The organism is Variovorax sp. GW823-FHT04F07 (assembly GCF_058795995.1).
In genome coordinates, this window is record NZ_JBXAIG010000002.1 from 1,145,156 (window position 1) to 1,166,815 (window position 21,660).

Consider the following 21,660-nt stretch of genomic DNA (forward strand, 5'->3'; position numbering starts at 1 on the left):
TGCGTTACTCCACCTGGGTGAAGGCTGGCGCCGACTTGAGCGACTTCAGGAGGCACGCCACGCAGATGCTCTTGGGAAATGCCGGCAGCGGGTAGCTCTTCTGCACCGGCCCCGCCAACTTCCGCTGCACCGAGTGATACGTGATCTTCCCCGGACACTCGAACGTGATGTCCCCACCCTGCAGCGTGATCGACGCGCCCTGCGCGGTCGCGATGCGGATCTTCTTCTTGGCCGCGAATTCCACCGTCTGGTCGGTGCTGGCAATCTTCAGGGCCTCCTTGGCCTGCACGCGCAGTTCGTCGTGCTGCGCCTGGAAGTCCAGGTCGTCGTTGCCCGCGATGATTGACAGGCCCGTGTCCGCATCGGCCTTCTGCGCCCCGGCCAGCACGCCGATGGCCTGTCCGCTGTGCACGCGCAGCACGTCGGCCAGCGCCAGGTTGATGTCGCCGCCGCTGGCCAGCGTGGCGGTCTCGCCGCTGACGACCTGCAGCTGCTGGCCTGCCACCATCGCCAGCCCGCCGCGTGCGGCCAGCGCGATCACGGCGTCGCTGGTGTGGGGCACCTTGCCTTCGCCGGTGGCGATGGCCTTGTCTGCGGCGTCCGCGTAGGCGGCATCGAGCGCATCGGCCGTCACCATGCCGCTGGCGGTGCGCTCCATCGCGGCGTACGGGGCGCGCTCCTTGTCCAACAGGGATTCGTTGGCCTTGGTCGCTCCGATGTGCCCTGCCAGTTGCACGGTCTCGTGGGTCCTGGCGGCATCGCTCAGCGCCTGGCCCAGCTGCTGGACCTGCTTGAGCAGCGCCATGCCGGCGGCGAAGTCGCCCACGGGCTCCAGCTTCTGGCCGCCTGCGCCGTGGTAGGTGCTCAGCAAGACGCCCTTGCCGCCGCGCAGGGCGGCGTAGCCATCGGTGCGCAGCTCCAGGCCCTGGCCTCGAAAGCTGCCTCGGAAGTTGTCGGCCTGGTGGATGAGGTGGCCCAGGTTCAGTTGGCTGTGGGCGGTGCTGGCGTGCAGCTGCACGCGCAGCTGCTGGTTCGAATCGTCGAACACCAGCTGGCTGAAGCCCTCGCCGCCGAACTCCTTGGTCTTGAAGCCGCTCAGAGCCGCGGCGTTGCGGTGGCCCTTGTCGTCGGCGCTGGCGCCGTGCCAGGGCGGGGCATGGCCCGCTGCCAGGTTGGCCTGGGCGCTGGGCGAGGCGTTGTTCGCTTGGGCGAAAACGTCGTTGCTGTCGGTGCCTTGTTCGCTGTTCTCACCGGTGCGCGACGCGCCGCCGGGCGTGGGGGCGATGCCACCGTCGCCGCGGCCGTTGTACAGCGCGCCGACGATGACGGGCTGGTCCACATCCAGGTCGACGAACTTGATCAGCACTTCCTGCCCGATGCGCGGCAGCCACTGCCAGCCCATGCCGGGGCCGGCCTGGCGCTGGGCCACGCGAATCCAGCGGGTGCTGCGGTTGTCCTGGGCGTTGTCACCGTTGCTGTTGTCGCTGGCGTTGTTCTGCCAGTGGAAGCGCACGCGCACGTCGCCGCGGTCGTTGCAGTACAGCTCGTCGGCGCCGTTGGGCGTGGTCTCGCCCGAGGGCCCGACCACGATCGCGCTGTGCACGCCGCTGGCCGTGGGCCTGGCGTGCAGGCGGGCACCGTCGGCCGCCGCCAAGGCGGGGCGCCAGGGGCGCGGGGCGTGCACGCCCGAGAAGCTGTTGGCATAGCCCTGGGCCTGGGCGGTGGCCAGGCTCTGGGGCTGCGGGTAGATGGTGTTGTAGTCGTTGCTCGTGCCCGTTGCTGCAGACACCAGCCCGAACACATCGGCCTCGGCCGTCACGGGAGTGCAGGGTTGGTCGAACACCAGGTGTTCCGTCAGCGCACCCAGCTGCGCCGCAATCGACGCCGCCGTGTCCTTGGGCAGGTTGTTGATGCCCACGTGCTCGATGGTGTCCAGCAGCAGCGCAGGCCTGGCCTGCAAGCCCAATGCAGGCGCGTCATCGATCTCAAGGCGCGTGCCCGCGCGCAAGGTGCGCACGGTGCTGTGGCCCAGCATCAGGTCGGCGCGGCATTCGGCCGCTTCCATCATCAGGGCGGCGTAGCGCTCGACGGTGCGGTTGGTGTCCCAGCCGCGGCTGCGGTCGTTCAGGCCGAGCACGTCGTCGTACTCCAGGCGTGGAGCGTTCTTGCCGCCGACCGGAAAGCGCGCCGGGGCGCTGCCTGTGAGCTGGCGCTTGCCGTCGACGTTCCAGGCGCTCAAATGCACCTGGGCCACCGACTGGCGCATGCGCCGCACCAGCGCTTGCACGGCGTCGCTGCGTTCCTGCGAACTCTTGCGGTGAAAGCGAACGGGCGAGCCCGCATCGGCGGGCTGGGTGTCGTTGGACGAGAAGATGACGAGCTTGTGGCCGGTCGGGGCCTGGGCGTCTTCCTCGATGCGCCAGGCCAGGCCTTCTTCGGCCAGCAGGCGCGAGAAGAAGTCGTAGTCGCTCTCGCGGTACTGGGTGCAGTAGGTGCGAACGGGGGCGTCGGCGAGGAAACCGTTCACTTCGGATGAGAAGGCCCAGCTGCCCGCCTCGGCGTACGGGGCGAGCACGCGTTCGATGATGTCTGCCACGCTGCGCTGCTGGAAGACCTGGCTGCGCCCCTGCTGGGTGGCCAGCCAGAGCCAGGGCACGAGCGTGAGGCGGTAGCGCGCCAGGCCGCCGTCGGAGCCGAGTGACTCGACGGCGCGAATCAATCCGGTGCGCTTTGCGAGCGAGCCATTGGCCAGCACCGTGACCAACGTCAGCGGCTGGTCGATCAGCGAAGACAGCGCCAAGTCCGCGCGCAGGCTCAAACACACGATGCGCAGCTCGAACAGCTGTGACACCGCCTCGCGCTGCACCCAGCCCTCCACGCGCAAGGCGTCGATGCTCTCTCGCGCGGCGGACGAAGACGATGAAGCAGCACTGGGCGCTTCAAGGCGATACAGCCGCGCCGTCTGGCTCAGCTCGGCCCACAGGGCGCTGCGGTCAGCGGAAGGTGACGACGAACGCGTGCGCACAGGCACGCTGCCGTGGTTGGACATGAAACTCCCCGAACTTATTTTTCTTCCCCGCGTTGCGCGGGGTGGCATGCGTCCGATTGTCGGAGTCCCGGTGGCCCGAGCGTAAGTACCTGAAAGTAGCACCCGGCGATGCAGGACGGCGCCTCAAGCCGGCGAATGCACGCCGCCGCCCTGGCGCCCTTCTTCCTCTGCCGCGACCAGCCGCAGCCCGGCGCGCACGCGCGCCAGCGTCTCGTTCTCGCGCTGCGGCGCATACACGGCGTGCGCCGAATGCGAGAACTCCGGCGCGCCCTCCACCAGCCGCAGCCGGCCGTCGGCCAGGAAGGGCCGCGCGACGCCGATGCGGAAGTAGCCCGCGCCGCCCACGGCAAGCAGGTAGGTGAGCGCCAGCGGCCCGAGCGAGATCGACACCGGCGCGTGGGCCAGCTCCGGAAACGCGGCCTCGTGGTTGGCCGCGAAGGCCGGGCCCCAGTCGACCGACACGTAGCGCGTTCGGTCGAGCCGGCCTTCGGGGTCGGTGGTGACCATCACCAGCCGCTCCTCGGCCAGCAGCTCGGCCACGAGGCCCGGGCGCTGCGGCGGGTTGTAGAGCACGGCCAGGTCGAGCGCGCCGCCCTGCACGCCGTCGAGCAGGCGCTGCGCGCTGTCGACCTCGGCGCGCAGCGCGATCTCGGGGCAGACGCGGTGCATCCAGATCAGCCAGTCGGCCAGCAGCGGATGCCACAGGCTGGGCTCGCTGCCCACGCTCACGCCTTCTTCGATCCCCGGCGGCAGCGCGACATGCTGGCGTGCGCGCTCCCACACCTGCACCAGCGTGGTCGCGTGGGCCACGAAGCGCTCGCCCGAGGCGGTGAGCCGCGCGCCGGCCTTGTTGCGCACGAACAGGCGCCGTCCGAGCTGGTCTTCGAGCAGGCGGATGCGCGCGCTGACGGCGGTCTGCGTCAGGTGCAGCCGCTCGGCCGCGGCCACGAAGCTGCCGGTGGCCGCGACTTCGAGAAAGGTCCGGGCGAGGCCGATGTCCATCGGATTCATATTAGTTTTTTTGCACTCATTTGCAATGAACATTCATTGGCTTGGGGAGAAGCATCGGTTCACCATGGGCAGGCACACGTTTCCAGGAGCCTTGTCCCATGCGTCCCCTGCCGCCCATGCCCCACGCCGCCCCGCCCGACGATGCCGCTGCGCCCTTCGCCGACACGCCCGCCGCGCTGCGCGCGCAGGGGCTGCGTTTTCCCGAGCGCGTGGAGGTGTCCTCCCCGGTCTGCTATGCCGATGAGCTCGACACGGCCTACCGCGAAGCGGGCGACCGCGACGACCTGCTGGCCGCGCTGAACGAACTGCTCGAAGCCGAGCGCGCCGGCGCGCGCATCACGCTGCGCAGCGCCGCCGAGACCGACGACCCCGCGCTGCAGCGCCTGGTGACCGACATCCACCGCGACGAGGTGCGCTGGTGCGGCATGCTGATCGACGCGATCCAGTCGCTGGCCGCCACGCCCAGCACGCGCACCGGCGCCTTCTACGAGCGCGCGATGGCCGTGCCGGCACTGGGTGCGCGCCTGGCGCTGCTCAACCGCGGCCAGGGCTGGGTGGTGCGCAAGCTGCAGGCGCTGCTGCCGCGCATCGTCGACGCGCACATCCACGGCGAGCTGACGGCCATGCTGGTGTCGCACCAGCAGAACATCGCACGCGTGAGCGCGCAACAGGCCCCGCAGGGGCCGCAAGAAGGCGCCTGAGAAAGTTGCAACACGGCGCGGGAATGCGCCATCCAATGGGCAGAAGGAACTCACCGCATGCCGCCCACCGCCCTGCCCCTGACTGCCGAGGCCGACGCGAGCGCGTCCGACGCCGAACTGGCCGCACGCGCCGCGCAGGGCGACACGCAGGCCTTCGCGCGCATCATGCGGCGCCACAACCAGCTGCTGTTTCGCACCGCGCGCAGCATCCTGCACAGCGACGCCGACACCGAAGACGCGCTGCAGGACGCCTACCTGCGCGCCTGGCGCGCCATCGGCGGCTTCCGTGACGAAGCAAAGCTCTCGACCTGGCTGGTGCGCATCGTCATCAACGAGGCGCTGGGCCGCCTGCGCCGCCGCGGCGCGCAGGTGATTCCGCTCGACGGCGGCGCGACTGCGGGGGACGACGACGATGCCCCCGACACGCAGCTCGCCGACGATCCCGACCGCCAACCGGAGCGCCTCGCCATGCGGGAAGACCTTCGCCGACTCATGGAGCGCCGCATCGACCGGCTGCCCGACGCCTACCGCACCGTGTTCGTGCTGCGCGCGGTGCAGGAACTCAGCGTCGGCGAAACCGCCGAGGCGCTGCAGCTGCCCGAGGCCACGGTGCGGCTGCGCTTCTTCCGCGCCCGCAGCCTGCTGCGCGACAGCCTGTCGCGCGACATCGACCTGGCGACGGGCGACGCCTTCGCGTTCGACGGCGCGCGCTGCGACCGCATCGTGGCGCGCGTGCTGGCGGCGCTGCCCTGATGCTTTCCCACAACCACCCCCCCGAGGAGACCTCACCATGTCCTTTTTCCTGATGCCCACCCCGATCGCCGCGCGGCGCGCCTTTCTCGGCCGCTCCGGCCTGATGCTGTCGGGCGCCGCCGTCGCGCTGCTGGCGGGGCGCGACGCGCTCGCCGCGAGGAGCGGCGGGGCCACCGGCAACGACGTGCAGATCCTCAACACCGCGCTCGGCGCCGAACTCGAAGCCATCGCGGCCTACCAGCTCGGCGCGGAAAGCAAGCTGCTCGAGAAGCCCGTGCTCGACCTCGCCGTGACCTTCCAGGGTCACCACAAGGAACATGCGGACGTGCTGGCCAAGACCATCGCGAAGCTCGGCGGCAAGGCCGTCGCGGCCAAGGCGCGCTACGACTTCCCGGTGGAGCAACTGAAGTCGCAGGCCGACGTGCTGCGCTTCGCGGCAAAGCTTGAACAAGGCGCCGTGAGCGCCTACCTGGGCGCGGTGCCGCTGTTCGGCAACCGCGAGCTGTCGAAGGCCGCGGCCAGCATCCTCGGCGACGAGGCAATGCACTGGGCCGTGCTGCGCCAGGCGCTCGGCGAGGCGCCGGTGCCTTCGGCGTTCGTGTCGTGAGCCGTGCGGCGCGCGGGCTCGCTGCGAGCCTGCTGGCCGCATGGGCCTGTGCGAATGCCGCAACGCCCGACGCAGTGCGCGGCGAGCAGGTCTACGCGCGCTGCCAGGCCTGCCACGCGCTGGCCACCGACCGGGTCGGGCCGCGCCACTGCGGCCTGTTCGGCCGGCTCGCCGGCAGCGTGCCGGGCTTCGCGTATTCGGAGGCGATGAAGAAGTCGCGCATCGTGTGGAACGACAAGACGCTCGACCGCTTCCTCAGCGCCCCGCTCGCGATGGTGCCGGGCAGCAGCATGACCTACGACGGCGTGCCCGACCCGCGGGACCGCGCCGACCTGCTCGCCTACCTGCGACAGGCGAACGACACGCCGGCCTGCGCGGCGCTGGCGCGCCCTACGCTGCGCTGACTGCAGGCGTGAAAGCGTCGGCGATCTCGCGCGTCACGCGCAGGAAGGCTTCCATCTCGCCCACCGTGTGGCAGTGCAGCGGCGACACGCGCACGGTGCCTTCGAGCCCGAAGGATTCAAGCATCCGCTTCGAGTAGATGCTGCTGGCCACGCGCTCGTACACCGTCACGCCGCGCTGGCCGTACTCGACCACGGCCTGCGTGCAGTCGAGCCCGTCGAAGCCGATGCCCAAAATCAGGTCGCGCTGCGTCAAGTCTTCGTGATCGAGGAACACCTGCACGCCGTCGAGCGCGCGCAGGCCCGGCGTCTGCGCGGTGCCGTCGAGCAGCGTCGCCAGCAGCGCGCGCTCGTGCAGTTCGATGCGCTCGATGCCCGCCACGAAGCGCGCCCGGCGGTCGGTCGCATCGGTGAAGTGGCCGCCGAGCCAGCCCACGTAGTCGACGATTTCGGTGAGCACCGCGAACTGCCACGGCGCCGAGCTGCCCAGCTCCCAGTGGCCGGGCTTCTTGCCGGCCAGCTTGTGGTGCGGCAATGCAGCCGCGCGCTCCGACATCCACGAGAAGCCCGAGCCGCGGCAGCCGAAGAACTTGTAGGGCGCGAGGTTGATGCCGTCCACCGGCGTCTGCTGCAGGTCGATGACGCCGTGCGGCGCGTGCTGCACGGCATCGACGAGGATGTACAGGTCGGGCTTGATCGCGCGCGCGCGCCGCACGATGGCCGCCATGTCGAGCTTGGCGCCCGAGATGTTCGACGCATGGATCACGTTGAGCACACAGGTGTTCTCGTCGACCAGCCCCACGATGGCGTCCACGTCGACACCGCCGGTGACGGGGTTGCTCTTGGCCACGCGCAGCTCGCGCCCCAGGCGCTCCGCATACAGGCGCATGGCGTCGAAGGCCGAGGGGTGCTCCAGCGCGGTCGTGACCATGTTCGTGCCCGGCACGTTCTCGGCCACCGCGCGCACCATGTCGAACATCGCGCCCGAGGCGGTGAGCGAGGGGTACACGCTGCCGCCGGTGGCGTTGAGGATGGTGCGCAGGTCGTCGGCGCCGCGCGCCTGCATCGCCTGCAGCTCGACGGCAGTGGCGTGGATGCGCTCGGCGTTGTCGGGAATGGCGTCGACCTGCGCGAAGCGCTCGACCGCCGCCTTGAGCCGGAACGAACCGCCGGCGTTGTCGAAGTACAGGCGCTCGCGGCCGTGGTGGTCGCGTTCGATGCCCAGGAAGCGCTCGCGCACCTGGCGCATCAGCGCATCGGAAAGGAGCTCGCCTTTCGGCAGGTCCGCGCGTGTGGTTGCCATGGTGTCAGACGCCCTTGTTGTTGGGGTTCTTGTAGATCTCGCGCACCGCGTCCGTCATCGGGAAGTTGAGGTTCGCGTTGCGCGGCGGGATCGGCGAGAGGAACCACTTGGTGTACAGCTGCTCGATGGCGCCCGACTTCATGAGGCCGTTGACGGTCTCGTCGACCAGCGCCTTGAACTCGGGGTCGTCCTTGCGCAGCATGATCCCGTAGGGCTCCTGGCGCAGCGACTCCTTGAGGATCTTGTAGTCGCCCGGGTTGGTGGCGCTGGCGATCATGCCGGCCAGCTGCACGTCGTCGAGCACGTAGGCATCGGCGCGGCCGGTGGACAGCAGCAGGAAGCCGTCGGAGGTGTCCTTGCCCGCGATCTCGTTCACCTCGATGGTGCCGCTCTTGCGCGCGCCGCGCAGCAGCTGGATCGAGGTGCTGCCCGAGACGGTGGCCACGTTCTTGCCGTTGAGGTCGGGCAGCGCGTTGATGCCCGAGCTCTTCTTCACGGCGGCCGTGATGTTGGTGACGAAGTGGCTGGGCGCGAAGTCGACCTGTGCCTGGCGCTGCGTGGTGTTGGTGGTGGTCGCGCAGTCCAGGTCCACGGTGCCGTTCTGCAGCAGCGGGATGCGGTTGGTCGAGTTGAGCATGGTGTAGCGCACCTCGATCTTCGGCAGGCCCAGCTTGGCCTTTACCGCATCGACGATCTTCAGGCAGATGTCGTTGGTGAAGCCGATGGGCGCGCTGTCGGCGCTGAGCTTGTACGAGAACGGGATCTGGCTGTCGCGCGCGCCGATCTGGATCGTGCCGCTGTCCTTGATCTTGCGCAGCGTGCCGGTGTCCTGCGCGCTGGCGGCGCCGCAGGCGAAGACGAGGGCCAATGCGAAAGGTGCGAGAGGCAGTTTGAAGTCCATGGTGTGTTCCTTGGGTTGCAATGACGGTGGCCTGGCGCGCATCTTCTGCGTCCCGATGAATTTCTAAAAGCGATTTTTTGTGATCGAATCGCATGAAGAAAAGCGTTCTTTCTTTCAGGAGCCGCCCGCCGTGATGACCTTCAAGCAACTCGAAGCCCTGTACTGGATCGCCCGGCTGGGCGGCTTCGCGCAGGCGGCCAACCAGCTGCACACCTCGCAGTCGGCCATCTCCAAGCGCGTGCACGAACTGGAGCAGCTGTTCGACACCGAACTCTTCGACCGCAGCCAGCGCACCGCACGCCTCACCGAGAAGGGCGAGGAGATGTTCGTGCTCGCCAGGAAGCTGCTCGACCAGCGTGACGCCGCCGTCGAGCAGTTCGGCAAGCCCGGCGTGGTGGAGCGGCGCATCCGCCTGGGCGTGACCGAACTCACCGCCATGACGTGGCTGCCGCGCCTGGTCGGCCTGATCCAGCAGCACTACCCCAAGGTGATCCTCGAGCCCGACGTGGACGACAGCCTGCAGCTGCGCGACAAGCTCCTGGCCGACGAGCTCGACGTGGTCATCGTGCCCCACACCTTCGCCGACTCGCGCATGCAGAGCAAGGTCATCGGCCGGGTGAAGAGCGCGTGGATGTGCAAGCCCGGCGTGATTCCCTCGACCGCGGCCACCGGCACCGTGCGCCTGCACGACCTGGCGCGCCACCGCATGCTGGTGCAGGGCAACAACTCGGGCACCGGCCGCGCCTACGACGCATGGATGAAGGACCAGGGCGTGCAGCCCGCCAACGCGATCGTGGTGAGCAACCTCGTCGCACTCACGGGCCTCACCGTGTCGGGCCTGGGCGTGAGCTACCTGCCGCGCGAATGCCTTGCCCCGCTGGTCGATGCCGGCATGCTCGAGGTGCTCGACGTGACGCCCGCGCTGCCCGTGGTGCGCTACGTGGCCATGCACAAGGGCGAGCACCGCAGCGCGCTCACCTCGTCGATCGTGATGCTGGCGCAGGCGTGCTGCGACTTCACGCGGATGTTCCAGGCGCAGCCGGAAGACGAAGCCGCGGCAAGCGCGCGCTGAGATCGCAGGCGCTATCTGCGCGCCCTTGCAGCGCACCGAACGCGGTGTTCGTGACGCGAAACCCACATGCTTTCGAGGGGGTGCGTCGCGCTCGAAATTGACGGCAAGATGAGCGCCATCGCGCAGCATTCAGCACGACCCGCTGGAGATAAGACATAACGCTTCCATTTCCGGCCGGCCTTGCAAATGAATACCCGCGCGTAAGACACGCCCCAGGTTTCGCATCCTTCTTTCGTCTTACCGCCGTCGCACGGCGTCCTTCAGAAAGTGCCCATGACCATCACCGTGACACGCCAGGATCCGCGCTACAACACCCTGAAGAAAGGCTTCAACCTGCGATGGCCTTCCGCGGATTCGGACGCGGCGTCGCGCATCGAGCTGGTGGAGAACGCGGACGATGCAGCCGCCGCGCTGCAGCGCATCGTCGATGCGGGCCGGCGGCCCACGGTGCGCAGCGGCGGGCACTGCTATGAAGACTTCGTCTCCAACAACCCCGGCGGCGCGATCCTCGACCTGAGCCTTCTCACGCAGGCCAGTGCCGAGCGCAAGGGCGACGGCCGCTACCGCGTCGCGCCCGGCACGCAGAACTGGAACGGCTACCTCGAGCTGTACAAGCAGCACAACGTCACGCTGCCCGGCGGCTCCTGCTATTCGGTGGGCGCGGGCGGGCACATCTGCGGCGGCGGCTACGGCCTGTTGTCACGCCTGCAAGGCCTCACGGTCGACTGGCTTTCGGCGGTGGACATCCTCACGGTCGATGCACGCGGCAAGGTCGTGCCGCGCACCGTGGACGCGACGCGCGAGCCCGACCTGTTCCGGGCCTGCCGCGGCGCGGGCGGCGGCAACTTCGGCGCGATCACCAGCTATGTGTTCGACGCCCTGCCGACCGCGCCGCGCGAGGTGGCGCTCGCGGTGGTCGCGTTCGACTGGGCCAGCATGACGCCCGCGCGCTTCGCCCAGCTGCTCGCCATCTACGGCGATTACTGGGCCACGCGCGGCACCTCGCCCGACACCTGGGGCATGTTCTCGCTGCTCAAGCTCACGCACCGCTCGTCGGGCCAGATCGTGATGCTCACGCAGTTCTGCAACCCCGACGGCACCTGCAACGACCTCACGGTGCTTCACGACTTTCTCGAGCGCTTTCGCGCCTGCACGCCCGTGCCGCTGAAAGGCCGCGCGCCCGGCGTGGGCCCGTCGCCGCGGCAAGACACGGGGCAGCTGCTGTGTTCCAAGCCGCACACCGTGACGCGCTACGACTGGCTCACGGCCACGCAGTACCTCAACGGCTCGGGCGAGAACCAGCGCGGCAAGTACAAGTCGGCCTACATGAAGCGCAGCTTTACCGCCCGCGAGGCGCAGCGCATCTACACGCACCTCACGCGCACGATGCCCGGCATCGACCTGAGCCAGTCGCTGGTGCAGGTCGACTCCTACGGCGGCGCGATCAACAAGCCCGAGCGCATCGGCGACACCGCCGTGCCGCAGCGCGCATCGATCATGAAGCTGCAGTACCAGACCTACTGGCGCAGCGCGGCGGACGATGCGGGCCACCTGCGCTGGATCGGCGATTTCTACCGCGACGTGTACGGCACGCCCGACGTGCCCGAGCGCTTTGCCGGTACGCCCTACCCCAGCGAGCGCTACGAGGGCTGCTACATCAACTACCCGGACAACGACATGCTGGCGCACCCGTTCTGGCCGCAGCTCTACTACGGGGACCAGGGCCTCTACGCCTTCCTTCGGAAAGTGAAGCGGCGCTACGACCCGAACAACATCTTTCACCACGCCATGTCGGTGCGGCCCTGAACGAGAGGAAGGATTTCCATGCCACACAGCCCCAACCGCTTCGGCCAGGACCGCCGCGCCGTCATGCAGTGGATCGGCGGCGCCTCCGCGCTCGGCGCGCTGACGCCGATGGTCCCCGCCGGCGCACAGACGCCCGACACCAGCGCGGCCGCGACCACCGCCAGCACCGCGCCCGCGCCCCGCTTCGCCTACGTCGGCACCTACACCAGCGACGCACCGGGCGGCACCGCCGGTGGCCCGGCATCGAAGGGCATCTACGTGCTCGCGATCCGGGACGGCAGCTGGACGCCGGTGCAGACCGTCGCGAGCGCGAACCCCTCGTTCCTCGCGGTGCACCCGAGCCGACGCTTCCTCTATGCGATCAACGAGATCGACACCTACCAGGGCCTGCCCACCGGCACGGCCGAGGCCTACGCGATCGATGCGAACGACGGGCGCCTGACGCTGCTCAACCGCCAGCCGCTCTCGCTCTCGGGCGTGGTTCCCGCGCACCTGGCCGTGTCGCCCGACGGCCGCGCGCTCGCCGTGGCGCTGTACGGCGGCGGTGCTTACAACGTGCTGCCCATCGAGGCGGACGGCAGGCTGGGCAAGGTCTCGGGCATCGAGAAGGAAACCGGCACCGGCCCCGATGCGCAGCGGCAGGAATCGCCGCATCCGCACATGGTGCTGTTCGACGGCACGGGCCAGCGCCTGCTCGCCACCGACCTGGGCACCGACCGCATCAACGCGTTCACGCTCGCCGACGGCCAGCTGGCTCTGCTCGGCCGCACGGCCGTCGCGCCCGGCAGCGGACCGCGCCACCTCGCGCTGCATCCGTCGCAACGCTTCCTGTACGTGGTGAACGAACTCGACGCCACGGTCGCGGGCTTCGGCTACGACGCGGCGAGCGGCAAGGTCGGGGAACAGCGCCAGCGCGTCTCGACCGTGCCCGAGGGATACACCGGCCAGAAGAATGCGGCGGCGCTGGTGATGCATCCCTCGGGGCAATTTCTCTACGCGAGCAACCGCCGCTTGAAGTCGGACCATCCGATGGCCGACAGCATCGCCGCATTCCGCATCGACGCGAGCAACGGCGCGCTGGCGCCGCTGCAGCACTGGGGCGAAGGTCTGCGGTCTCCGCGTGCGCTGGCGATGGCGCCGGGCGGCAGCCACCTCTACGCGCTCAGCCAGAAGGGCGACACCCTCTTGCGCCTGCGCATCGATCCGGCCAGCGGCACGCTGGACCAGCCGGTGCAGGTGGCGCAGGTGCCCGCGCCCGTCTGCCTGATATTTGCTTGATTGACGCCTAGCGTCCGCGCGTGAGCATCCGCCCCGCGCGCGCCAGCACCTTCGCTTCGCCTTCGCCACCGCGGTAGGCCAGCACGCCATTCACGAACACGCGCTCGACGCCGAGGCTCACGCCATGCGGCTTGTCGTAGGTGGCGGTGTCGGTGATGGTCTCGGGGTCGAACACCACCACGTCGGCCATCGTGCCGACGCGCAGCAGGCCACGATCCGCGATGCGCAGGTTGCGCGCCGTCATGCCCGTCATCTTGTGCACCGCCTGCTCCAGCGTGAAGAGCTTGCGCTGGCGCCAGTAGCGCGCGAACACGCGCGGGAACGCGCCCCACAGGCGCGGGTGCGGATGGCGGTCGTGCGGCAGGCCGTCGCTGCCGATCATCGTGAGCGGGTGCGCGATGACGCGCTCCACGTCTTCTTCCTGCATCTGGAAATAGCAGGCGCCGCCGGGCTTCAGCCGCAGGCAGGCTTCCTGCTCGGTGGTGCCCCACTCGCGCGCGATGTCGGAGATCAGGCGGCCGGTCATCTCGGGGTGCGGGTCGGACCAGGTCAGCAGCACGTCGATCACACCGTCGACCAGGTCTTCGCGCAGCACGGTGGAGCCGGCCACGTACGGGTAGACGTCCATCGCGATCTCCTGGCGCTGCGACAGCGCCTCGATCAGCGGCAGCGTCTCTTTCGTGCGGCCCCAGTTCGCGGGACCGGCGCACTTGTGGTGCGAGATGACCAGCGGCACGCCCGCGCTGAAGGCCGTGTCGCCGGCCTCGTGCAGCGCCTCGATGATCTGCTGCATCTCGCTGCGCAGGTGCGTGGCGTACACGCCGCCGTGGCGTGCCACGACGCGCGCGAGCGCGGTGACCTCTTCGGCCGGTGCCGCAAAGGCTTCTTCGTAGAACAGGCCCGACGACATGCCGTGCGCGCCTGCGGCCATGCAGTCGTCGAGCAGCGTTTCCATGCGCGCCAGCTCGTCGCCATCGGCGGGCCGGTCGAGCGCCTGCATCGCCGCGAAGCGCAGCGTGGTGTGGCCCACGAGGGCTGCCACGTTGAGTGCTGGCTGCACCGCATCGACCGCCGCACGGTATTCGGCCATGGTCGCGTGCTTGAACGAGTCGGCGCCCAGCAGCGTGAGCGGCGGCTTCGACTGCGGCGTGCGGTAGGGCGCCAGCGAGATGCCGCAGTTGCCCGTGACCACGGTGGTGATGCCCTGCGACACCTTGGGCAGGCACAGCGGGTCGCGCAGCACGATGGCGTCGTCGTGCGTGTGGGCGTCGATGAAGCCGGGCGCGATCACCTTGCCGCGGCAGTCGACCACGTCGATGTCGGCGATGTCCAGCCCTGCAGGCAGCCGCGTGCGCAGGCCGTCGCCCAGCGCCAGGATGCGGTCGCCCTGCAACAGCACGTCGCCGGGCCACGAAGGGCCGCCCGAGCCGTCGACCACAAGGCCGGCTTCGAGCAGCACAGCGGGTGCGGTGCTCATGATTCGCCATCTCCCTTTTTTGCGTTGATGCCGCCACCGTCCCAGCTCTGCAGCGGGTGCGTGGTGGCGTCGATGCCGTGGCGCTGGAAGGCCTCGCGCGCGCGCTGCAGGCGCTGCACGGCGGGCTCGCCGCGGTGCTGCGCCACCAGCACGGTGAGGATCTCGATGACGGTGAGGTGCGTGAGGTAGGCGTCGATGCCCACGTGCATCACGGCATCGTCGGGCACCGACAGGCCGATGAGGAAGTCGGCCTTGGCCGCGAGCGCCGTGCCCGGCCGCGTGAGCGCGACCACCTTCGCGCCCTGCCCGCGCGCGATGTCGACCGCGTCGAGCAGCGAGGGCATGCCGCCCACGTGCGAGATGGCGATGACCACGCCACCCGGACGCTGCGCCGCGCCGGCCACCTGCTGGAGGTGGTAGTCGGCCCAGGCGTTGGCCGAGAGGCCGAGCCGGAACAGCCGCGCCTGCAGGTCGTTCGCCATGAACCACGAGGTGGCGCCCGCGCCGTACAGGTCGACGTGCGGCGCCGCCGCGATGGCGCGCACGGCGCCGTCGAGCACCTGCATGTCGAGCTGGCCGCGCACACCCGAGACCGAAGCCGCGGCGCTGCGCGCGATCTTGCTGACCACTTCGTCAGCGGCGTCTTCGATGTTGACGCGGCGGTGCAGCGGCGAACCGCCTAGCGCCAGCTCCTGCGCGAGCGCGAGCTTGAACTCGCGCAGCCCGGCAAAGCCGAGGTCGCGGCAGGTGCGCATGATGGTGGGCACCGAGCTGCGCGAGCGCTCGGCCAGCTGCTCGAAGCTCTCTTCGAGCGCGCGGTCGGGGTCTTCGAGGATCAGGTCGAGAATCGCGCGCCGCGTGGCCGGCGCATCGCCACGCGCCTCGGCGATTCTCTGGAGCAAGGAGGGCGTCATCGGTGCGTTTTCAGAAGTGCATGGCGACAGCGTCGCTCACGCGGTAGTCGTTCTCGACCACGGGCATCCAGTGCCATTTGTCGAAGGTCGTGCAGGGGTGCGAGATGCCCAGGCCCACGCGGTCGCCGACGACCGGTGCTTGCGCCTCTTCGCTCTCGTCCCAGCGCAGGTAGGCGTGCTGGTCGTTCAGCGCGGTGATCTTCCAGCCGGCGGGCACGCCCTGGGGTTGCAACGCGCCGCGCGCCGCGCGCGCGATCGGCACGGGCATCGACAGGTCGAAGGAGATGTCGCGCTTGCCGACCGACAGGATCGCCAGCCCCGGTTCCGGCCGCGACTGCACGTTGGCCCAGACTTCCATCGCCGGCGTCAGGCCTTCGCCGCAGTCGCAACCCAGGCGTTCGTCGACCACGCTCACCATGCGCTTGTAGAAGCCGTGGTCGTGCGTGACATAGCAGCCCGAACGCAGCAGGCCGCGCACGGGCGCACCCAGCGCGGGCTTCAGGCGCCCGGCCACGAGGTCGAAGATCGCCGAGCCACCGGCCGAGACCAGCACCTCGTCGGTCTCGAACAGCTGGTGCGTGTCGCAGTGACGCGCCACGGCTTCGACGCGGTCCATCAGCGTGGTGGCGTAGGCCGTGTCGGGCCCGCTTTCGCCGGTGGCGCCCTGCCCTTCGTAGGTCTCGATGCCCACGAGCTTGGCCGCGTCGCTGGCGCGCACCCGCGTGGCGAGCGCAATGGCTTCGTCGTGCGTGCGGCAGCCGGTGCGCGCGCCCTGCACGCCAATCTCGAGCATGACCTCGAAAGGCACGCTGGCGGGATGGCGCTTCGACCAGTCTTCGATCAGCGCCAGCTGCGCGATCGAATCGACCAGGAACACGACACGCAGGTCCGCATGGTCGGCCAGCAGCAGCTGGATGCCCGCGAGGTCTTCGTCGCTCACGACCTGGTTGGCGATCAGCGTGCGGCGCGCGCCTGCCGCCACGCCCACGGCCAGCTGCGTGACGGTGGCAAAGGTCAGGCCCCAGGCGCCGGCGTCGAGCTGTCGCTGGAACAGCTGCGGCGACATGGTGGTCTTGCCGTGCGGTGCGAGGTCGATGCCCCATTCGCGCACGCGCGATTGCATCCATTGGAGGTTGTGTTCGAGCGCCTCGCGCTTGAGCACGGCCAGCGGCAGCGGCAGATCGCCGGCCAGCACGTTCCAGCCGGCGGCGCCGACTTCACTGCGCAGGCGCGGCGGCTGGGTGCGCGGGTAGCCCTTGAAACGGTCGCTGAGCAGCGGGTCGATGAAGTCTTGGGTAGCAGAAACGGTGTCGGTCATGGTCGTGCAACGGCGATGTGGGGGAGCAGTTCTTTGCGGATGCAGGCGCTGTAGTGTGCGGGGGAAACCTCATCCAGGCTGGGCACCGTCTGCGCACAGGCCTCGATGGCATGCGGGCAGCGCGTGCGGAACACGCAGCCCGAGGGCGGCGAGATCGGGCTGGGAATGTCGCCCTTGAGCGCAATGCGCTCGGTGGCCATCTCGGGGTCGGGCTTCGGGCTCGCGGCCAGCAGCGCCTGGGTGTAGGGGTGCGAGGGGTTCGCGAACAGCTCCTCGGTGGTGGCCACTTCCATCACCTTGCCCAGGTAGAGCACCACCACGCGGTCGCACAGGTACTCGACCACATCCAGGTCGTGCGAGATGAAGAGCATCGTCAGGCCCAGGCGCTCGCGCAGGTCCGCCAGCAGGTTGATGACCTGCGACTGGATCGACACGTCGAGGGCAGACAGCGGCTCGTCGGCCACGATGAACTCGGGCTCCACCGCCAGCGCCCGCGCCACGCCGATGCGCTGTCGCTGGCCGCCCGAGAACTCGTGCGGAAAGCGGCTGGCGTGCTCGGGGCGCAGGCCCACGGTCTCCAGCAGCTCGGCGATGCGCTTGTCGCGCGCCGCCGCGCCCTTGTGCAGGCCGTGCGTGGACAGTGCCTCGCCCAAGATGGCGCTGATGCGCATCTTCGGGTTCAGGCTGGCGTACGGGTCCTGGAAGATGATCTGCAGCTTGCTGCGCAGCTTGCGCATGCGCTCGCCCGAAAGGCCGCCGATGTCGTCGCCGCGGTACAGCACCTGGCCCTCGGTGCGCTCGACCAGGCGCAGCACGGTGCGCCCGATGGTGCTCTTGCCCGAGCCCGACTCGCCGACCAGGCCCAGCGTCTCGCCGGGCTGGATCGCGAAGGACACGTCGTCCACCGCGCGCACGGGGCGCTCGCTGCTGCCGAAGTATTTTTTAAGCCCACGGACTTCGATGAGGGGCGAGGAAGAAACAGCGGTGGTCATCATGCAGCCCTCGCGAGCGGTTGGTCGGGCTGCACGCGCACACAGCGCGCCTGGCGGTCCTGCCGGATGTCGATGAGCGGCGGCATGGCGCTGCGGCATTCGGGCAGTGCCTGGTCGCAGCGCGGCTCGAAGGCACAGCCGGGCGGCGGCGCCAGCGGGCTCGACACCTGCCCGCGAATGGCGAACAGCCGCTTGGGCTTGGGCTGGCCCGGCTGGCGCGCCTTGCCCGGCAGACAGGCCAACAAGCCCTGTGTGTACGGATGCTCGGGCTGCGCGAACAGAGGCCGCACCGGCGCACGCTCGACCACGCGGCCCGAGTACATGACCACCACGTCGTCGGCATGGTGCGCCACCACGCCCAGGTTGTGCGTGATGAACAGGATGCTCATGCCCGTCTCGGCCTGCAGCCGGCGCATCAGCTCCAGGATCTGCGCCTGGATGGTCACGTCCAGCGCGGTGGTGGGCTCGTCGGCGATCAAGAGCGTCGGGTCGCAGGCCATGGCCAGCGCGATCATCACGCGCTGGCGCATGCCGCCCGAGAGCTGGTGCGGGTACTCGTGGATGCGTTGGGCGGCAGCCGGAATCTCCACCAGCTCCAGCATGCGCAGCGCGTGGGCCAAGGCCGCCTTGCGGTCCAGGCCCTTGTGCAGGCGCACGCTCTCGGCAATCTGCTCGCCGATGGTGAACACCGGGTTCAGGCTGGTCATGGGCTCCTGGAAGATCATCGACAGCTGGTTGCCGCGCAGCGAGCGCATCTCACGCTCGCCGATCTGCAGCAGGTCGAGTGTCTTGCCTTCGCGCGTGACGAACGAGGCGCTGCCGCTGACCTGTGCGTTGGCGGTCTTGGGCAAGAGGCGCATCAGCGTGAGGCTGGTGACCGACTTGCCCGAGCCCGATTCGCCCACCAGCGCGGTGGTCTTGCCGGGTTGGATCGAGAAACTTACATCGGCCACCGAGCGGATCAATCCGTCCTCAGTAGGGAAGCTCGTGCTCAGGTTGGTGACCGTGAGGCGTGGGGTGTTGTTCGCGGTGTTCATCACGAGGTCTTCTTCAGCTTCGGATCGAGCAGGTCGCGCACGCCATCGCCCAGCAGCTGCAGCGACAGCGCCGTGAAGATGATCGCCAGGCCCGGGAACAGCACGACCCAGAAGGCCTGGTGCGCGTACTGCTGGCTGCCTGCAACCATGGTGCCCCAGGTGGGTATCTCGGGCGGCACGCCGACACCGAGGAACGACAGGCCGGCTTCGGCCAGGATCGCGTAGGCGAAGATGAACGACACCTGCACCAGGATCGGCGACATCAGGTTCGGTAGGATGTGGCGCCACAGGATGCGCGAGGTGCGCACGCCCAGCGCGCGCACGGCTTCGACGAAGAGAAGTTCGCGCACGACCAGCGTCGAGGCTCGCACCACCCGCGCCACGCGCGGCGTGTAGACCAGCACCAGCGCGAGCACGGTGTTCATCAGCGACGGTCCGAGGATCGCCACCAGCGCGATGGCCAGCAGGATGTCGGGGAAGGACATCATGGCGTCGACCACGCGCATCAGCGGCGCATCGAGCCGGCGGAAGAACCCGGCCATCAAACCCAGCACGGTGCCGGCGATGACCGCGCCCAGGGCGGTGAGCGCCGCGATGGCCAGCGAGTAACGGGCGCCGTGCACGATGCGCGAATACATGTCGCGCCCGAGTTCGTCGGTGCCCAGCAGGTGTTCGGCGCTGGGCGCCTTCAGGCGCTGCAGCACGGCGGTGTCGTTGGGGTCGGCGGACGCGAACAGCGGCGCACCGACAGCGAGCACGGCAATCACCAGCAGCACCAGGGCGGAGACCATCACGATGCGGCGGTGCATCAGCTGGCGGAGCATTCGAGGCATGCGCATCGTTCAGACCTTCACGCGCGGATCGACGACGGCATACAGCAGGTCGATCGAGAAATTGATGAGCACATAGATCGCGGCAATCACGAGCAGCGCACCTTGAATGACGGGGTAGTCGCGCCGCAACACGGCGTTGACCACGAGGTTGCCCACGCCGGGCAGGCCGAACACGGTCTCGGTGATGACGGCGCCGCCGATCATGAGTGCGACCGTGAGGCCGATCACGGTGACGATGGGCACCAGCGCATTGCGCAGCGCGTGCTTGAGCACGACGACCTTCTCGCTCAGGCCCTTGGAACGCGCGGTGCGCACGTAGTCCTCGCCCAGCACGTCGAGCATGGAGGCGCGCGTGAAGCGGATGATGAGCGCGGAGTTCAGCAGGCCCAGCACGGTGGCCGGCAGCACCAGCGCGTGCAATCTCTCGGCAAAGGGTGCATCGGGCGCGCCGTACCCCGACACCGGGAACCACCCGAAGGACACCGCGAAGATCTGGATCAGCACGATGCCCAGCCAGAAGCTGGGAATGCTCGCGCCCAGCATCGCGATGCCGGTGAAGAACTGGTCGACCACGCGCCCGCGAAACACCGCAGAGACGATGCCGCAGGGCACGCCGATGAGCGCCGCGATGGCCACCGCCATCAGTGCGAGCAAGGTGGTCGGCTCGGCGCGCTCCCACAGCGCCTGCGTGACCGGCCGCTGCAGGAAGATCGAGGTGCCCAGATTGCCCTGCAGCACTTCGCGCAGCCAGTAGCCGAACTGCACGGGCAGCGGTTTGTCGAGCCCGTAGTCCTTCTGTACGCGGGCGATGTCGGCGGCGGTGGCCTGGTCGCCCAGCAGCACGGAGATGGGGTCGCCCGAGGCGGCGCGCGTGAGCACGAAGACCAGCACGGCCACCAACGCCAGCACGATGAGCATGCCGCCCGCGCGCGAGGCGATGTAGCGAAGCGATGCGCTCTTGATCATGACGAGAACTCGATGGCGGCGGCGCTGCCGACGGCCACGTACTGGCCGGTGAACTGCACGTCGCCGTTCTTCTTCACGCGGAAGATGGTCACGTTGTCGCCCTGCTTGTTGTGGCACACGTAGAGAAAGCGCCCGCTCGGATCGAGCGTACAGCTGCGCGGGTAGTTGCCGCGCGTCCACTCCTCGCGCACCAGCGTGGGCGCGCCGGTGCGCGCATCGACCTTGAAGATCGAGATCGAATCGTGCAGCCGGTTGAGCGACACGAAGTGCGTGCCGCCCGGCAGCATGCGGATGCCCGAGGCGTAGCTGGTGCCCTTGAAGCCGGCGGGCAGCGCCGAGGTTTCGCTCACCAGCGTGAGCACGCCGGTGGCGCCGTCGTAGCGCAGGAAGGCGATGGTCGAGGCCTCTTCGTTCACGAGGTAGACCAACTTGCCGTTCGGATGGAAGGCGAAGTGGCGCGCGCCCGAGCTCTCGGACACGGCCACCGTGCTCGGCTGGCTCAGCACGCCGGTGGCGCGGTCGAAGCGGTACGAGATGACGCGGTCGAGCCCCAGGTCGGCCACGAGCACGAAGTTGCCGGCCGGGTCGGCCTGCACCATGTGGGCGTGCGGGCCGTCGTGGTCGCTGGTGGCAAAGCCTTCGTGCGAGCGCGCGGCCAGCGGCACCACGTCGGCGCCGGGTTTGCAGGGCGTGGCGGCGCCGCAGGCCGCGACGTCCTTGTAGACGACGGCGGCGCGGTCGGTGTCGAAGCTTCCGTCGGTGCGCAGCGCGATCACGCTGACGTCGCCGCTGGCGTAGTTGGCGGTGAACACGAAGCGGCCGTCGGGGTGCACGCTCAGGTGCGCCGGGTCCTTGCCGCCGCAGGGCATCTCGGCCACGAACGACAGCGCGCCGTTCGCGCCGATGCGAAAGGCCGAGACGGAGCCGGCTTCGAATTCGTTGGCGGCGTACAGCATCGGCAGCGTCGGGTGGCGCGCGAGCGAGGCGGGGTTGCGTAGCTTGGCATCGCTGCCCGCGCTGGCCACGGCCGGTGGTGCACCGGGGATGGGCTTGAGCGCACCGGTCGCGCCGTCCACCATGAACTGGTGCACGCCCAGGCCGCGTCCGCCGCGCCACGGCTTGCCGCCGTCGCTGTAGGTGCCGACGTAGGCGTACGCGGGGCCCGAAGTGGTGGCTTGAGCGGGAGTGGCCATGGATGGTTTGAGTCCGAGGGCGCCCAGGCCGGAGGCCAGTGCGCTGAC

General features: G+C 69.3%; 19 protein-coding genes. 7 read left to right on the plus strand and 12 right to left on the minus strand.

Annotated elements, in window-relative coordinates:
* Window positions 1-4: 4 nt before the first annotated feature.
* Together AC1RAA_RS14565 and AC1RAA_RS14570 are read right to left on the minus strand one after the other, a co-directional pair.
* Window positions 5-3,049: a type VI secretion system Vgr family protein gene (locus AC1RAA_RS14565; RefSeq protein WP_492728546.1), complete on the minus strand. Its 3,045-nt coding sequence runs from the start codon at window positions 3,047-3,049 to the stop codon at window positions 5-7.
* Between the two features lie 123 nt (window positions 3,050-3,172).
* Window positions 3,173-4,051, minus strand: a complete 879-nt coding sequence (locus tag AC1RAA_RS14570) for a LysR family transcriptional regulator (protein WP_492729816.1) — start codon at window positions 4,049-4,051, stop codon at window positions 3,173-3,175.
* Window positions 4,052-4,176: 125 nt separating this feature from the next.
* Here AC1RAA_RS14570 and AC1RAA_RS14575 point away from each other — a divergent pair, with 125 nt between their 5' ends.
* The 4 genes from AC1RAA_RS14575 to AC1RAA_RS14590 are packed head-to-tail and all read left to right on the plus strand — an operon-like array spanning window position 4,177 to window position 6,525.
* Window positions 4,177-4,761 (plus strand): DUF6306 domain-containing protein, encoded by a 585-nt coding sequence (locus AC1RAA_RS14575; RefSeq protein WP_492728544.1) that lies wholly within the window; start codon window positions 4,177-4,179, stop codon window positions 4,759-4,761.
* Between the two features lie 57 nt (window positions 4,762-4,818).
* A complete protein-coding gene (locus AC1RAA_RS14580; protein ID WP_492728542.1) occupies window positions 4,819-5,514 on the plus strand; it encodes an RNA polymerase sigma factor in 696 nt (231 codons plus the stop codon).
* Between the two features lie 37 nt (window positions 5,515-5,551).
* Window positions 5,552-6,121 carry a ferritin-like domain-containing protein gene (locus tag AC1RAA_RS14585; RefSeq protein ID WP_492728540.1) on the plus strand — a complete coding sequence of 190 codons (570 nt, stop codon included), beginning with the start codon at window positions 5,552-5,554 and terminating at the stop codon, window positions 6,119-6,121.
* Entirely contained in the window at window positions 6,118-6,525 is a 408-nt protein-coding gene (locus AC1RAA_RS14590) for a c-type cytochrome (RefSeq protein ID WP_492728538.1), read from the plus strand. The genes AC1RAA_RS14585 and AC1RAA_RS14590 overlap by 4 nt, the downstream gene beginning before the upstream one ends.
* Here AC1RAA_RS14590 and AC1RAA_RS14595 read toward each other — a convergent pair.
* Both AC1RAA_RS14595 and AC1RAA_RS14600 read right to left on the minus strand, forming a co-directional pair.
* A complete protein-coding gene (locus tag AC1RAA_RS14595) occupies window positions 6,512-7,825 on the minus strand; it encodes an aminotransferase class V-fold PLP-dependent enzyme (RefSeq protein ID WP_492728536.1) in 1,314 nt (437 codons plus the stop codon). The genes AC1RAA_RS14590 and AC1RAA_RS14595 overlap by 14 nt on opposite strands.
* A gap of 4 nt (window positions 7,826-7,829) precedes the next feature.
* The gene (locus AC1RAA_RS14600) at window positions 7,830-8,726 is read right to left on the minus strand and encodes an amino acid ABC transporter substrate-binding protein (RefSeq protein ID WP_492728534.1); all 897 of its coding nucleotides are present in this window, start codon (window positions 8,724-8,726) and stop codon (window positions 7,830-7,832) included.
* Between the two features lie 133 nt (window positions 8,727-8,859).
* Here AC1RAA_RS14600 and AC1RAA_RS14605 point away from each other — a divergent pair, with 133 nt between their 5' ends.
* The 3 genes from AC1RAA_RS14605 to AC1RAA_RS14615 all read left to right on the plus strand — a co-directional run bounded on the left by AC1RAA_RS14605 (window position 8,860) and on the right by AC1RAA_RS14615 (window position 12,882).
* Window positions 8,860-9,798: a LysR family transcriptional regulator gene (locus AC1RAA_RS14605; protein ID WP_492728532.1), complete on the plus strand. Its 939-nt coding sequence runs from the start codon at window positions 8,860-8,862 to the stop codon at window positions 9,796-9,798.
* 273 nt (window positions 9,799-10,071) lie between these two features.
* Window positions 10,072-11,604 carry an FAD-binding oxidoreductase gene (locus tag AC1RAA_RS14610; protein WP_492728530.1) on the plus strand — a complete coding sequence of 511 codons (1,533 nt, stop codon included), beginning with the start codon at window positions 10,072-10,074 and terminating at the stop codon, window positions 11,602-11,604.
* 18 nt (window positions 11,605-11,622) lie between these two features.
* Window positions 11,623-12,882, plus strand: a complete 1,260-nt coding sequence (locus tag AC1RAA_RS14615) for a lactonase family protein (protein ID WP_492728528.1) — start codon at window positions 11,623-11,625, stop codon at window positions 12,880-12,882.
* A gap of 7 nt (window positions 12,883-12,889) precedes the next feature.
* On the opposite strand, the gene AC1RAA_RS14620 is transcribed toward AC1RAA_RS14615, so the two are convergent.
* Genes AC1RAA_RS14620 through AC1RAA_RS14655 form a run of 8 tightly spaced genes read right to left on the minus strand, consistent with a single transcriptional unit; the run spans window position 12,890 to window position 21,612 of the window.
* A complete protein-coding gene (locus AC1RAA_RS14620) occupies window positions 12,890-14,359 on the minus strand; it encodes an N-acyl-D-amino-acid deacylase family protein (protein ID WP_492728526.1) in 1,470 nt (489 codons plus the stop codon).
* Window positions 14,356-15,273 (minus strand): MurR/RpiR family transcriptional regulator, encoded by a 918-nt coding sequence (locus AC1RAA_RS14625; RefSeq protein ID WP_070064119.1) that lies wholly within the window; start codon window positions 15,271-15,273, stop codon window positions 14,356-14,358. The genes AC1RAA_RS14620 and AC1RAA_RS14625 overlap by 4 nt, the downstream gene beginning before the upstream one ends.
* A gap of 10 nt (window positions 15,274-15,283) precedes the next feature.
* On the minus strand, window positions 15,284-16,591 hold the full coding sequence (locus AC1RAA_RS14630) for an amino acid deaminase (RefSeq protein WP_492728524.1): 1,308 nt from the start codon (window positions 16,589-16,591) through the stop codon (window positions 15,284-15,286).
* Window positions 16,588-17,583: an ABC transporter ATP-binding protein gene (locus tag AC1RAA_RS14635; protein ID WP_492729814.1), complete on the minus strand. Its 996-nt coding sequence runs from the start codon at window positions 17,581-17,583 to the stop codon at window positions 16,588-16,590. The genes AC1RAA_RS14630 and AC1RAA_RS14635 overlap by 4 nt, the downstream gene beginning before the upstream one ends.
* Window positions 17,583-18,620 (minus strand): ABC transporter ATP-binding protein, encoded by a 1,038-nt coding sequence (locus tag AC1RAA_RS14640; RefSeq protein ID WP_492728522.1) that lies wholly within the window; start codon window positions 18,618-18,620, stop codon window positions 17,583-17,585. Before AC1RAA_RS14640 ends, AC1RAA_RS14635 begins: the two co-directional genes overlap by 1 nt.
* Window positions 18,620-19,459, minus strand: coding sequence for an ABC transporter permease (locus AC1RAA_RS14645; RefSeq protein WP_095951032.1), 840 nt, complete (start codon window positions 19,457-19,459; stop codon window positions 18,620-18,622). The genes AC1RAA_RS14640 and AC1RAA_RS14645 overlap by 1 nt, the downstream gene beginning before the upstream one ends.
* 3 nt (window positions 19,460-19,462) lie before the next feature.
* Window positions 19,463-20,419: an ABC transporter permease gene (locus tag AC1RAA_RS14650; RefSeq protein ID WP_492728521.1), complete on the minus strand. Its 957-nt coding sequence runs from the start codon at window positions 20,417-20,419 to the stop codon at window positions 19,463-19,465.
* The gene (locus AC1RAA_RS14655; protein ID WP_492728519.1) at window positions 20,416-21,612 is read right to left on the minus strand and encodes a lactonase family protein; all 1,197 of its coding nucleotides are present in this window, start codon (window positions 21,610-21,612) and stop codon (window positions 20,416-20,418) included. The genes AC1RAA_RS14650 and AC1RAA_RS14655 overlap by 4 nt, the downstream gene beginning before the upstream one ends.
* Window positions 21,613-21,660: the final 48 nt, after the last annotated feature.